General features: G+C 44.9%; 11 protein-coding genes. 9 read left to right on the top strand and 2 right to left on the bottom strand.

Translation table 11 applies throughout. The features are described 5' to 3' along the window. Positions 1-164 precede the first annotated feature (164 nt). The 7 genes from ACK1U4_RS11235 (at position 165) to ACK1U4_RS11205 (ending at position 5,826) form a co-directional block, all read left to right on the top strand. Positions 165-791 (top strand): superoxide dismutase, encoded by a 627-nt coding sequence (locus tag ACK1U4_RS11235; RefSeq protein WP_419400228.1) that lies wholly within the window; start codon positions 165-167, stop codon positions 789-791. A gap of 204 nt (positions 792-995) precedes the next feature. Then, complete coding sequence (gene panB / locus ACK1U4_RS11230; RefSeq protein ID WP_419400227.1) at positions 996-1,844, top strand: 3-methyl-2-oxobutanoate hydroxymethyltransferase; 849 nt, start codon at positions 996-998, stop codon at positions 1,842-1,844. 69 nt (positions 1,845-1,913) lie between these two features. Beyond that, positions 1,914-2,345, top strand: a complete 432-nt coding sequence (locus tag ACK1U4_RS11225; protein ID WP_419400226.1) for a hypothetical protein — start codon at positions 1,914-1,916, stop codon at positions 2,343-2,345. 9 nt (positions 2,346-2,354) lie between these two features. After that, positions 2,355-3,194 carry a pantoate--beta-alanine ligase gene (gene panC, locus ACK1U4_RS11220; protein ID WP_419400225.1) on the top strand — a complete coding sequence of 280 codons (840 nt, stop codon included), beginning with the start codon at positions 2,355-2,357 and terminating at the stop codon, positions 3,192-3,194. A 9-nt stretch (positions 3,195-3,203) separates the two neighbouring features. Beyond that, complete coding sequence (rapZ, locus tag ACK1U4_RS11215) at positions 3,204-4,070, top strand: RNase adapter RapZ (protein WP_419400224.1); 867 nt, start codon at positions 3,204-3,206, stop codon at positions 4,068-4,070. Positions 4,071-4,081: 11 nt separating this feature from the next. After that, positions 4,082-4,591 (top strand): ribosome biogenesis factor YjgA, encoded by a 510-nt coding sequence (gene yjgA, locus ACK1U4_RS11210; protein WP_419400223.1) that lies wholly within the window; start codon positions 4,082-4,084, stop codon positions 4,589-4,591. A 14-nt stretch (positions 4,592-4,605) separates the two neighbouring features. Next, entirely contained in the window at positions 4,606-5,826 is a 1,221-nt protein-coding gene (locus tag ACK1U4_RS11205; RefSeq protein WP_419400222.1) for a sugar transporter, read from the top strand. A 130-nt stretch (positions 5,827-5,956) separates the two neighbouring features. Here ACK1U4_RS11205 and glnD read toward each other — a convergent pair whose 3' ends face one another. Both glnD and hemA read right to left on the bottom strand, forming a co-directional pair. Beyond that, a complete protein-coding gene (glnD, locus tag ACK1U4_RS11200) occupies positions 5,957-8,641 on the bottom strand; it encodes a [protein-PII] uridylyltransferase (RefSeq protein ID WP_419400221.1) in 2,685 nt (894 codons plus the stop codon). Between the two features lie 160 nt (positions 8,642-8,801). Then, positions 8,802-10,112 carry a glutamyl-tRNA reductase gene (gene hemA / locus ACK1U4_RS11195; protein ID WP_419400220.1) on the bottom strand — a complete coding sequence of 437 codons (1,311 nt, stop codon included), beginning with the start codon at positions 10,110-10,112 and terminating at the stop codon, positions 8,802-8,804. Between the two features lie 464 nt (positions 10,113-10,576). On the opposite strand from hemA, the gene ACK1U4_RS11190 reads away from it, so the two are divergent. Together ACK1U4_RS11190 and lolB are read left to right on the top strand one after the other, a co-directional pair. Continuing rightward, positions 10,577-12,445 (top strand): hypothetical protein, encoded by a 1,869-nt coding sequence (locus tag ACK1U4_RS11190; protein WP_419400219.1) that lies wholly within the window; start codon positions 10,577-10,579, stop codon positions 12,443-12,445. A 146-nt stretch (positions 12,446-12,591) separates the two neighbouring features. Next, the gene (lolB, locus tag ACK1U4_RS11185) at positions 12,592-13,242 is read left to right on the top strand and encodes a lipoprotein insertase outer membrane protein LolB (RefSeq protein WP_419400218.1); all 651 of its coding nucleotides are present in this window, start codon (positions 12,592-12,594) and stop codon (positions 13,240-13,242) included. The last annotated feature ends 180 nt before the right edge of the window (positions 13,243-13,422 follow it).

Genomic DNA, 13,422 nt, shown 5'->3' with positions numbered 1-13,422 from the left:
TCAAACTGCCTTGATATCCCCAATGGTCTTGGGGTTAATTTTTCACTATTTTTATGGCACAATAGCCTAGAACTTGTATTCAGCGAAATTTATGCGTGTTATAAGTTCACGCTATTTATTTTAGCCAGTTATTATTAGCCAACATTAGCCAAGGAAATTATAAAATGTCACACGTTACTTTACCAGAATTACCTTACGCCAAAAACGCCCTAGAGCCACATATCAGTGCCGAAACCCTTGAGTTTCACCACGATAAACACCACAATGCCTATGTGACCAAATTGAACGAATTATTAGCAGGTTCTGGTCTTGAAGGCAAAGAGTTGGACGAAATCATCATGGCAACTGCCAAAGATGACAGTAAAGCAGGTATGTTTAACCAAGCCGCTCAAGTATGGAATCACACCTTTTATTGGAACTGTATGACGTCAAATGGTGGCGGTGAGCCAACTGGTGACCTACAAGCCAAAATCGTAGAAGCGTTTGGTTCATATGAAAAATTCCGTGAAGAGTTCAAAAACGCTGCTGTGACCCAGTTTGGTTCTGGTTGGGCATGGTTAGTGGCTGATAGCGTGGGTGGCAAATTGTCAATTATGAAAACCGCCAATGCCGATACCCCAATGGCTCATGGTAAAGTGGCTGTATTGACTTGTGATGTGTGGGAACACGCTTATTACATCGACTACCGCAACCGCCGTCCAGATTATGTGGATACCTTCCTTGATAAATTGGTGAATTGGGATTATGCTAACGCCAAATATCAAGGCAAAGATGCTGGCGTTGAAAAATAATCAACCACGCCCAATCAAAAAGATGAAGCAGACCGCATTTATCGCCCACACTGCCTTTGGTGGTGTGGGTTTTTATTATAGTGAATTCAATCACAAATCATACGTTAAAATATTGGGTGTAAGCATTACACCCCTACAAATGCTGTGTTATTCTTGATTTAAACGACTATAGATGCCATTTCACTGATAAAATTTGAGGTTATGATGAGCTACCTTTCTACCGAAACCAAAGCCGAAACGCCCAAGCCCAAAGCCCCCATCACGTTATCCACGCTTGCCAAACGCAAAGCCAATGGCGAAACCTTTTCATGCCTAACTTGCTATGATGCAAGCTTCGCCCATGCCATGCAAGTTGCCGAAATCGACACGATTTTGATTGGTGACAGCCTTGGCATGGTAGTACAAGGGCAAACCTCAACCTTGCCTGTCACGGTTGAAGACATGATCTATCACACCAAAGCCGTCAGCCGTGCCAATAGCCATGCCTTGATTTTATGTGATTTACCCTTTATGAGTTTTGCCACACTTACCGATGCCATTGCAAGTGCCAAAGCTGTCATGCAAGCAGGGGCAAACGTCGTCAAAATCGAAGGCGGTGCGGAGCTTGCCGAAATCGTCACAGTATTGGCTCGTAATGGCGTACCGACTTGTGTGCATTTGGGGCTGACACCGCAATCAGTGAATGTGTTCGGTGGCTATAAGGTACAAGGCAAAACCGACTCACAAGCCGAAAAACTATTGTCAGACTGCCAAGCCGTAGTCGATGCAGGGGCGAGTATTTTGTTACTTGAATGCGTGCCTGCCGACCTTGCCAAAAAAGTGCGTGATACCTTTGCTGTGCCTGTGATTGGGATTGGGGCTGGGGTGGATTGTGATGGTCAAGTGTTGGTGATGCACGATATGCTCGGGGTTTATACTCGTAAGCCTGCGAAGTTTGTGAAGGACTTTTTGACGGATAAAGGCAATAAAACAGGCGATATCGTGGGGGCGTTTAAAAATTTCCATAAAGCCGTTAAAGAACGTACTTTCCCCACAGCAGAACATAGCTTTTGATTAGCTGATACCATGACTACACTTGGGGTTAGTTTAAATTAACTTGTAATCTTGATTTAGAGAAAATTTATGCTAACCGTTAAGAGAAGCTTTAATACAGACTTAACCCCCAATGAAGTTATTGCTAATATAAGCAATCAAATTGAAAATGACTTTGAGTTTTTTAATTTTCTACGACTTAATTGTGATAAAGATTGGTACGGACACATAAAGGGCAATAATTTTCATTTACGCAGAACACCTAAATTCATGAAAAATAATGGCTTTTCTGCTGATGTTTATGGCACGATAATTAAAAACCCTAACAATCATGGTTCAAGCGTTGAAATTGTCATTAAAGATAGTATTTACCATTTAGTTTCAATAGTTTTATACATAGCAGGTGCAAGCTATGTACATATAATTGCTGGTATTTTAGCTTTTATAGGTATAATGCTAATTGATTACTTTCACAACAAATCCCTTATTCGATTGGTTGAGAAAACCTTAAGCCAAGGCTAGGATATAATTATGCAAGTTTTTCATAAAATCAACGATTTACGCCAAACCTTAGAACCATTACGCAATCAAAAAATCGCACTTGTCCCCACGATGGGCAATTTACACGAAGGTCATATCACCCTTGTCAAACAAGCCAAAACCCTTGCCGACATCGTGGTCGTCAGCATCTTCGTCAATCCCACCCAATTTGGCGTAGGCGAAGACTTTGACAGCTACCCACGCACCCTCGATGCCGATGTTGCCAAACTAGACGGCTTGGCGGACTATGTGTTTGCCCCAAGCGTGGAAGAAATGTACCCAAGCTACCCACCCCAAGTGCAAGTGTTAAGCGGTGACATCACCAAAATGCTATGCGGACTGTCACGCCCCACTCACTTTGATGGCGTGGGCTTGGTGGTGAGCAAATTGTTTAACATCGTCCAACCCAACATCGCAGTATTTGGCAAAAAAGACTACCAACAACTTGCGATTATCCGCCAGTTGGTGGCAGAATTGAACTTTCCGATTGAGATTGTCGGTGGCGAAATCGTGCGAGCCGAAGACGGTTTGGCATTGTCATCACGCAATCAATATTTAAGCGAAACCGAACGCACCCTTGCCCCTCAGCTACAACAAACCTTGCAACAACTGGCAAAAGAGTTACAGCAAGCCGAGTTTGCAGACTTTGATAACTTAGTGGCAAAAACCATTGATAAGCTCAATAACAGCGGTTTTAAAGTGGATTATCTTGAGCTAAAAAACCGCCAATTACAGACCCCAACCGCTGATGACAAAGCCTTGGTACTACTATTGGCTAGTTGGTTGGGTGGTAAAACACGATTATTAGATAATTTGGAATTTGATTTGTAAAGGCAAACTATGACCCAAGTTGTGATTGTATCTGGACGCTCTGGTTCAGGTAAGACTTCCGCTCTCAATATTCTTGAGGACTTTGGCTATTACGCCATCGACAATTTACCCTTGTCACTGTTGCCCCAAGCAGTCGAAAAGCTATTGCAAAGCGACATTTGTAAAATCGCTTTGGGCATTGACGTACGCACACCGCAAGCTGATTTGTCAAAATTTGAGCAAGTTTATCAAACCTTGATTGATAAATTTGGTGAGAAGTCACTCAAGATTTTATACGTCACCGCTCAAGAAAGCGTGTTGGTGGCTCGCTTTGATGCCACTCGCCGAGTTCACCCCTTGATGAGCGTGGCAGGTAATTTGCCTAATGCCATCAAAAGAGAAATCGACTTGCTAGAGCCGATTGCCACGCGTGCCGATGTCAAAATCGACACCAGTAGCCTAAATATCCATGAGCTAAAAGAGCGGATTCGTGACCATTTGGGCGTGGATAATGTGGTGACGGTGAATATTTTGTCATTTGGGTTTAAGTACGGCTCGCCGATTGATGCGGATTTTGTGTTTGATGTGCGGATTTTGCCCAACCCACATTGGCAAGCCGAACTGCGTCAGCATACTGGGCTTGATACGGTAATTCAGACGTTTTTTGCGGAATATTCAGAAGTGGATGAATTTGTGGAAAGTATTGATACGTTTTTTCAGCGTTGGTTGCCAGAGTTTTTGCACAACAATCGCCATACGGTGACGATTGCGATTGGCTGTACTGGGGGTAAACATCGCTCGGTATATGTGGCGGAAAATCTTGCCAAAAAATTGGCGGATACTGTGCCAAAATCCTTACAAATTCGTGTCAAACACCGTGAAAAAAGTAAATGGTAAAAGGAAAGTAAATGATTAATTTTGCTGAAATGGATATGGTGGTTAGCCGTACCGAACAAAAAAAAGCCCGTGAACGTCTGCAACTACTTGCCGAACCGCTTGCCAACTTATCCAAAAAACAAATGAAAAACTTACCTGCCAGTGAGTTTTTTATGGATGACTTGCTACAGCTCAACGACATCACCAGTTATGAAGCTCGCAAACGCCACATCAAACGCCTTGGCAAACTGCTCGCTGAAGAAGAACCGCACGCCATTGTCGAATACTTATTTCGTGCGACTTTTAGCCCAGAGCAACAAGCCAAAATCGAAAGTTGGCAAACTCGGTTAAATTTGCAAGATGAAAATACACTCAAGCAATTTACCAAGCAATTTTTTAACAGTGAGTTTAACACGGTTAAGCAATTGCTGATTTGGATTGCGTATGCTGACCATACCCAAGATGATGAGCTGATGCAAGAAAGTGTGGATGATTTGCACACCTATATTCGACAAGTGGCGATTTTGTCAAAAGGCAAGTAATTGATTTCATAAAAATGAATCATTTCAATCAATTACGCCACACCATCATTCACAATCCCAATTACCCCAACCAAATCCGTCAATGGCGTGTCATCGTCATGGCGGTATCTGCCTTTATCTTTAATACCACCGAGTTTGTCCCCATTGCCCTGCTCTCAGATATCGGCAATAGCTTTGCCATGCCAGTCGAAACAGTCGGTCACATGATTACCATTTATGCGTGGATTGTGGCAGTGCTGTCACTGCCTGCCATGTTGATGACGGCGAATGTCGAACGCAAAAAACTATTGCTTTGGCTATTTGGGTTATTTATTGGCGGTCATGTGATTTCCGTATTGGCAAGTAGCTTTGCCGTGCTATTGGTGGGGCGTGCGTTGATTGCGTTGGCTCATGCGGTGTTTTGGTCGATTACCGCAAGCCTTGTGGTGCGTGTCGCCCCCAAAGGTCGGCAAACCAAGTCACTAGGCTTGTTGTCAATGGGTAGTGCATTGGCAACGGTGTTGGGCTTACCGTTGGGTCGGTTGATTGGGCAAGCGTTGGGTTGGCGGATGACATTCGGTTCGATTGGGCTGGTGGCATTGGTGGCGATGGGCTTATTATGGTGGATTTTACCCAAGATTCCAAGTCATGATGTGGGGTCGGTGGCGAGTTTGCCGATGATTGTCAAAAACCGTCCGTTATGGGTGGTGTATGCCTTGACCGTGCTGTGTGTGACGGCTCATTTTACCGCCTATAGCTATGTTGAGCCGTATCTTTTGACACTCAATGGCTTTGGGGCGAACTTTGCCACCATCGTGCTGTTGACGTTTGGGGTGGCAGGGCTGTTGGGAAGTTGGTTGTTCGGGCAGTATTATGATAAACGACCCAATACATTCTTGGCGGTGTCGATGGTTGTACTGTTGCTGTCATTGGCTTCGGTCACGTGGGTGACAGGCAGTGAAGCAGGCTGGTTGGTACTTGGGCTGTTGTGGGGGCTTGCGATGACTGGGATTGGCTTGGCGTTGCAACTCAAAACCCTAAAACTTGCTCCTAATGCCACCGATGTGGCGATGTCGATTTTCTCTGGAATTTATAATGTCGGTATTGGCGGTGGGGCGTTTGTCGGTAGTTTGGTAATTACTGGGCTTGGGCTTGCGATGGTCGGTAATGTGGGGGCTGTGATTGCGTTGGGGGCGATTGCGGTGTGGGTGGGGTTTTTGTTATTGGATAAAAAAACCATTTCCCCCTTTAAATAATTTGAAACTGAAGCAAAAATGCCACTGGTAGGTTGGGTCGAAGTATGAGACCCAACTTAATATATTGATAAAGTTGGGTTTCGCAGGCTCAACCCAACCTACTATGAAAATGCGTCAGCTCTATACACCTTTACACTTTTAACGCCTCTACCAACGCATTTTTAAGGTCTTCTAGTTGTGCTTCAGACAAGGCTTTATCGTGGTGGTCAGTAATCAAAAACATATCTTCCGCACGCTCGCCCAAGGTGGTAATCCGAGCAAAATGCACCTCAATATCATGTGCCAAAAACACCTGTCCCACCCTCGCCAATAACGCAGGCTGGTCAAGGGCTTCCAATAGCATCATGTGCTGATTGGCAGAGGCATTAAAATTAAAACTCACCTTGGTCGGTACGTCAAAATGCTTGAGTTCTCTCGGCATCCGCTTTTGGATAATATGGGGCAAGGTCGGATTGGCAAATGCAGATTTAAGCCGTTCAATCAACTCGGCTTGTCGCTCTGGGTCAGTCAATAACGTGCCTTGACGGTCAAGCAACACATACGAATCCAACGCAAAATCTCGTGTTGCCGTGATAATCCGAGCGTCCAATACGTCCAAATTCATTTGGGCAAATACCGCCATGGTCACGGCAAATAAGTTGGATTGGTCTTGGGTATAAATAAACACTTGTATGGCATCAAGGGCAAGCTCTCGGTGTTCTCGCAAAATAATTAACGGCTCGCTATGAGCATCCGAGGCTTTGCCAATCGGCTCATGTGACATGATGGCTTTGGAATGCCACACAATATCACTCGGCACTTCACGCAAAAAATACTCATCGCCCAGCTCTTCCCACAAGGTTTCGATATTGGCAAGGTCGGCATCATCGGCAAGTAGTTGTTTAGCAAGCTGTTTATTATTGATAATCATATCTTGGCGGTTGGTCGGTGCGTCAATGTCGGCTCGCAAAATCCGCCGTGTTTGGGTATAAAGCTGACGCATCAGACTGGCTCGCCAACTGTTCCAGAGTTGCGGATTGGTGGCATTCATATCCGCCACGGTCAATACATACAGGTGGTTAAGGTGGGTAACATTACCGACTTTTTCGGCAAAATCCGCCACCACTGCTGGGTCAGAGATGTCCTTTTTTTGAGCCGTCAATGACATGGTTAAATGATTGGCGACCAACCAGCCTACCAAGTTGGCATCAGCAGGGCTTAACCCATGTGCCAAACAAAACTCAACGGCGATGGCTTCACCCAATTCGCTATGGTCACCGCCTTGACCTTTGGCAATATCATGGAAAATCGCTGACAACACCAAAATTTCTTTGCGGTCAATCCGCCGATAAATACTACTGACAAGCGGATATTGGCTTTCATAATTGTCATCGGTAAAGCGGTGCAACATTCGGATTAACATCAAAATATGGGCATCGACCGTATAACGGTGAAATAAATCATACTGCATCAAACCAGTGACTTGCCCAAATGCAGGCAAATACCGCCCCAAAATGCCATAGCGTTTCATCACTCGCAGTCGCCAAAATAGCAAGTTTTGCTCTTTTAGGTTTGCCAAAAACAGCTCACGGTGGTAGGGCTGTTCACGAAAATGTTCATCAATGCTTCGCCCAGCGATTTTTAACACTCGTAGTGTGCGTGTGCGAATATGTTTGATGTTCATTTGCCCCATCAACAAAAACAACTCCAAAATCGCCTCTGGGTGCTTGGCAAAAACCTTGGCATTGGTCACCGCTAGTTGGTCGCCCACCAGTTTAAAGCGGTCATTCAAAATCTTCTGCACAGGTCGCTCTGCGTCTGGCAACCGTGCCTCAATCAGCACTTCATAATAGTGCTTGGTCAGCATTTCTGACAGGGTCGAATTGGACATGGCAAAGCGATAATAATCTCGCATAAATCGCTCAACAGGGGCGTTGGGATGGTCGCCTGCCTGCGGTTGATAGCCCATCAAACTTGCCACTTGGCGTTGATAATCAAACAACAAACGGTTTTCGTTACGCCCTGTGATTTTGTGCAAATAATGACGAATCAACCACAAAAAATCCTCCGCCGTTTGTAATTCATCAAATTCCCTTTCGGTGATAAATTCTTGTTGCACCAAACCAAATAAGCTATTAACCCTAAAATAACGTTTGCTAATCCAACCCACCGTATGAATATCACGCAAGCCTCCGGGGGCGTTTTTGATATCAGGTTCGAGGTTGTATTCGGTGGCGTTGTGCTTTTGGTAGCGAGTTTTGGCTTCTGCCATTTTGGCATGATAAAAATCGCTTTGTGACCATGTGTCATTGAGAATGGTTTGGGGCATGGACGCAAGTTCGGTATTTCCTGCAATAATCCGAGCCTCAAGTAAACTGGTCGCCACCGTGATATCGTCACGACTGGCTTGCTGGCATTCGGCAATCGAACGCACCACAATCGCAGGCTCAATGCCAATATCCCATAGCTTTGCCAAAAACGGTGACAGGCGTTGATTAAGGTCATCGTCTATCTCGGTGGCACTTAATACCAAAATATCCACATCAGATTTTGGGTGCAATTCGCCTCGCCCATAACCACCTGTAGCAAACATCGCCAACGCTGTAGTTTCTAAGCCGTATAACGCAAACAAACTGGCTAACAACTCATCAATTGCACAGCTCCGAGCAGTGACCACTTGGCGGATGTCCGTATCGGTGGCAAGGGCGTTATCCAAATCCGTTTCGACCTGTGTCAACCAACGAGGCACACCCAAACTGGGGTCGCTATCTAGCATCGCAAGGCTTAATGGGGGTAATGGGGCAAAATACGGTAAAATCGGTGGGCAAGTAAACATGGGCTGTTCCTTGGGAATGGATAGAGCAGAATATAATTATTTAAATTATCAATGAGAGAGGTTTTTGTAGGGGCATATTGCATACGCCCAAAATTTCAACATTTTCAAATCTCCCCCAACCCCCTCTTTACAAAAGAGGGGGTTTTTAGAGGATTAAAACTTAAATATTCACATTACCATATTTTTTAGGCGGACGATAGGCATGGGTCAGTTGTTCAGCCACAAATGCCACCGTATCGGCGGATTGTTCACTGGCGGTATCACGCAATAGCTTGGAGGGGGCGTGGGTCAAGGTTTGGGTCAGTTTGCGAGCCAGTTCTTTCATCACGGCTTCGGCAGATTCGCCTTGCGACAGTTGTTGTAATGATTGTTCCAGCAATTTATCGGCTTGTTGTTCGGCTTGCTCTCGGTAGTCGTGAATGACTTTACCGACTTGACGCACCAAAAATTTCCGCTCAATCCCTGCCACCAACTGACTGACCAACAATTCCGCTTCAACAGCAGCTTGACGGCGTTGTTCAAGATTGCCTGCGATGACGTGCTGTAAATCATCAATCGAGTACAAATACACATCATCCAATTCATCCACGCTCGGCTCGATATCACGAGGGACAGCAAGGTCTATCATTAACATCGGCTGATGACGGCGTTTTTTTAATGCCTGTTTGACCATGTTTTTATCAATCAAGGTGTATAGACTACCGCTACAACTGGTGAGAATATCCGCTTGGGGCAACACGTTTGCCAGTTGGTCAAGTGGCACGATATCCACCACAGGGACGCTATTTTTGAGTTCATTGGCAAGTAGCTCGGCACGCTCTTGCCCTCGGTTGCACACAATCACTCGTGATACACCAAGCCCTGCAATATGCGTAGCAACCAGTCGATTCATCTCACCTGCTGCCACGACCAGTAGGGTATTTTGTTGGGGTTTGTCAAAAATTTGCGTGACCAACTTACTGGCGGCAAAGCCCAATGATACCGCTTGTGAGCCGACTCGTGTTTCGTTACGCACTTGTTTGGCAGCCGCAAAAATATGCTGAATCACCCAACTTAACTTACCGCCAATACTCCCATGTTGGCGAGCGGTATGCACGGCTTGTTTGATTTGCCCCAATATCTGTGGCTCACCCAAAATCATCGAGTCTAGCCCAGAAGCCACTCGCACCCAGTGGGTCAAGGCATGGTTATTTTCATAGCGATATAAATGGGGGGCAACACCTTGAACAGGGGTGTTTTTGAAGTCGGCAAGCCAATGGGTCAACGCCTCGCTGATTTGGCTGAGGTCTTGGTCATCAGGGGCGAGGGCGTAGAGTTCGGTGCGATTGCAGGTCGAAACGATGACCGCCCCTTGTGTTAAGGGCTTGAGTGAGTGTAAGGCGGTTGGCGTATCATCTACCCCAAACGCCAACTGCTCACGCATGGCGACAGGGGCTGTCTTGTGATTTAACCCAATAACCAAAAGTTGCATAGCGATGGCTGACCTTTACCCAATATTTAATAATCGAAAATATCATAATAGAACTCATAACAAATCCACTGGATTCCTGCATTCGCAGGAATGACGACTAAATTTTTAATGATTCGTCACCCCTGCGTAGGCAGGGGTCTAGCGTCTTTAAAAGCAAAAATATGAAAACTATAATATAAGTTCTAAATAATTTAAATCAAAAGTAGGCTATTATAACACCGCTGGGGCTAAATGCGAAAATTTAGTGATGTTCCGTTTGTGGTGAGCCTGTCGAACCATAAAAAGCATTACCCTTCGACAAGCTCAGGGCGAACGCCTGTATTACTTTTGCGAAATTTAGATAAATTAACAGTATTTCTACAGTGTTTGATGCCAATAATCGTTATAATTTGTGCTAATATTAACGTTTTGTTACAAATTTACCCCTTTATCCACCTTATTGCTTGCCCCTTTGCTTATCGCCTATGTCTTTGTCATTTGCAGTCTTGCCACCATTGCCTGTGAAGCCTATCGTGCTAAGTGCATTGGTTGTTGCTTTAGTGGTTGGGTTGCCATTGTCTACCCATGCCTTGCCGACTGCGAAGTCTAGTCAACCACCCAATCTTGCCTCAATACCAACGTTGGTCATCCATGAGTTTAGTGTACCAAATGGTGCTAATATGCCCAATGTCGCCAATATTGCTAATGCAAATGGTGTTGCCAAAGCAATCACTCAGCCCAGTCTATATGCGGTGATGATGGCAGAATTTTCTGCTGACCGTGGCAATATTCCGCAAGCCTTGACGATTTATCAACAGCAAGCCTTTTATGATGATTCTGCCCCTGTGTTTGAGCGAGCCTTGGGTTTGTCATTACAATATGAAAATGCCGAAACCTCATTGGGCTTTGCGAATGCGTGGCAACAACAAAACACCGACCATATTCCTGCGTTGTTTTATGTGACGCATTTGGCACTCAAAGCCCACGAATATGAACTGGCAGGCGATAAACTTGAGCAAATTTTGCAATATGACCCCAATGCCGATTTGAGCCAAATTTTGGTGGGTATTTACCCAACTGAAGCCAGTGACCAAGCCGAACTATTGGCGACTTTGCAAAGTATTGATACCAAAAATAATCCTGCGTTGTTGGTGATGAAAGCAGGTCTGTTATTACAAGTCAATCAGCCCAAAGAAGCGTTGGTCGAAATTGACAAAGCCCTCAAAAAATCGCCCAAAAGCCCTGCGTTTTTGACGTTAAAAGCCGATATTTTACAAGGTCTAGGCGACTCCAAAGCCGTGTTAAATTTTATTGAACAAGCTCGCAAAGCCGTACCAGATAACCAAGGGCTATTTGTTTATCAAATTCGCTATTTGTTAAAACAAAACCAAAATGCCGAAGCATGGCAAGAACTTAATGCCCCACAAAATGCCAAATTTTTAGCCGATGATGAAATCAAACTGTTAGCAGGGCTGGTGGGGGTCGATATTCAACGGTATATTGATGCCGACCAATGGTTACAACAACTCACCAATCACCCCAACTATAAAGACCAAGCCTACTATTATCTAGGTATCAGTGCCGAACGTCAGCTAAAAAATAACGATGCCACTCGCTATTATGGCAACGTCATGCAACCTGACTTGATTCTACAGGCTCGCAAACGTCAAGTTGCCCTATTCACCGCCCAACAACGTTACGGTGAAGCCATTGCCAGTATGCAAAAATTGCGTGAACAATTTGACGAATTTGTTCCCCAAAGCTATATCATGCAAGCCAGTATTCTCAATCAAGCCAATCAGCCCCAACAAGCCATTGACTTGCTTAATCAAGCCCAAAAACAATTGCCCGATAACACGGATATTTTATTTGCCAAAGTCTTACTATTGCCCGATGACGATTGGCAAAATAAACTTACCCTGCTAAAACAACTGGTACGACTTGACCCCAATAATGTGAATTATCAAGTCGAATATGCCCAAGTATTGGTCAATACCAAACAATCGCCCCAAGAAGTCACTGCCGTACTATCACCGCTGGTGCATGACCGTGAAGTGGGGCTAAAAGCACGCCAAATCCTTGCCCAACAAGCCCTGCACCAACAAGACAATGCCCAAGTTATCAGCCTATTGGCGGATAATTTTGACATCATCCCTGACGTGATTAGTGGATTATTACTGCGTCAAGCCTATACCAATATGGGCAATGTGGACGAAGCCAAACGGATTAATAAAATTTTATACAGCGAATTGGATTACCAAGAACCTGTTACGGTCGCTAATACGAATAGCAATGCCAATCCGACTACCGCCACCACAGTGACTCCAGTGAAACCATCATCAATGCAACCTTAGTTTATTTAACATCAAAGTGATGCACAAATTATCTCTATATTTATTAACCCCACCCCAACTCTCCCCTTAACAAGGGAGGGAGTAGTTCTCCTTTTTTATTACTAACAACATAATCTTATTACTAACATAAACTTAAAGGTATTCCTATGTTATATTCAAAGTTTACCCCCCAACGTACCGCTATTCTTGCCCTATCGCTTGCCATGCTGACCCTGACAGGCTGTCAAACCGTTGCCAAACGTCCTGTTTCAACCACCACCATTCAACCACAACCCACCCAAAGCCAACCTGTTCAAGCCACCCAACCTGTGCAAACTAGCCCAATATCACAGACGGTTGCCCCTATCAAATTTGCTGTTAATGGTAAAATCGGCATCACCACCCCAAAACAGGCAGGCAGTGCTTTTTATACGTGGGGACAAAATGGACAAAACTTCGCCATTGAACTGGCAGGGGCATTAAACGCAGGGCAAACCAACATCAGCTACGATGGCAAAACCGCCACCCTTACCAACGACAAAGGCACATTGAGCGAAGCCAATCCAGAAGCTTTGTTGTTTAAAGCCACAGGCTGGCAAGCACCGATTTCGCAGTTGCCATATTGGATGATGGGGCAGTCTGCCCCCAGTGATAGCCAAACCGAAAAAGACAGCCAAAATCGCCTTACCAAAGCCACTAATGGCGACTGGACAGCCGAATTTAACTTTGCCAATACCAAAGATACGCTACCCAACCGCATCACCGCACGCCATCCCAACGGCTATAAAGTCGTGATGACGATTAATCATTTGAACTAATGCAGGCTGTAACTGTAGGGGCGTAATGCTTACGCCCAAAATTTTCAAGTTTCATTTGTAATTTAACTCACTATAAGTAACTGAACAAATTCAGATTATAATCTGATTTTCCGTGGGTTACGCTTCGCTAACCCACGCTACGAGAATTGAATCTTATACGATAATTCTGTTTCGGTACTT

Origin of the sequence: Moraxella sp. TY6 (genome assembly GCF_048551375.1) — a bacterium.
GTDB lineage: Bacteria > Pseudomonadota > Gammaproteobacteria > Pseudomonadales > Moraxellaceae > Faucicola.
Note: the sequence above shows the minus strand (reverse complement) of the source record. Positions and strands in the feature narration are given on the sequence as shown.

Coding starts and splice junctions, on each gene's coding strand:
- ACK1U4_RS11235 (WP_419400228.1), top strand. CDS start 165: ATGTCACACGTTACTTTACCAGAATTACCTTACGCCAAAAACGCCCTA.
- panB (WP_419400227.1), top strand. CDS start 996: ATGAGCTACCTTTCTACCGAAACCAAAGCCGAAACGCCCAAGCCCAAA.
- ACK1U4_RS11225 (WP_419400226.1), top strand. CDS start 1,914: ATGCTAACCGTTAAGAGAAGCTTTAATACAGACTTAACCCCCAATGAA.
- panC (WP_419400225.1), top strand. CDS start 2,355: ATGCAAGTTTTTCATAAAATCAACGATTTACGCCAAACCTTAGAACCA.
- rapZ (WP_419400224.1), top strand. CDS start 3,204: ATGACCCAAGTTGTGATTGTATCTGGACGCTCTGGTTCAGGTAAGACT.
- yjgA (WP_419400223.1), top strand. CDS start 4,082: ATGATTAATTTTGCTGAAATGGATATGGTGGTTAGCCGTACCGAACAA.
- ACK1U4_RS11205 (WP_419400222.1), top strand. CDS start 4,606: ATGAATCATTTCAATCAATTACGCCACACCATCATTCACAATCCCAAT.
- glnD (WP_419400221.1), bottom strand. CDS start 8,641: ATGTTTACTTGCCCACCGATTTTACCGTATTTTGCCCCATTACCCCCA.
- hemA (WP_419400220.1), bottom strand. CDS start 10,112: ATGCAACTTTTGGTTATTGGGTTAAATCACAAGACAGCCCCTGTCGCC.
- ACK1U4_RS11190 (WP_419400219.1), top strand. CDS start 10,577: ATGTCTTTGTCATTTGCAGTCTTGCCACCATTGCCTGTGAAGCCTATC.
- lolB (WP_419400218.1), top strand. CDS start 12,592: ATGTTATATTCAAAGTTTACCCCCCAACGTACCGCTATTCTTGCCCTA.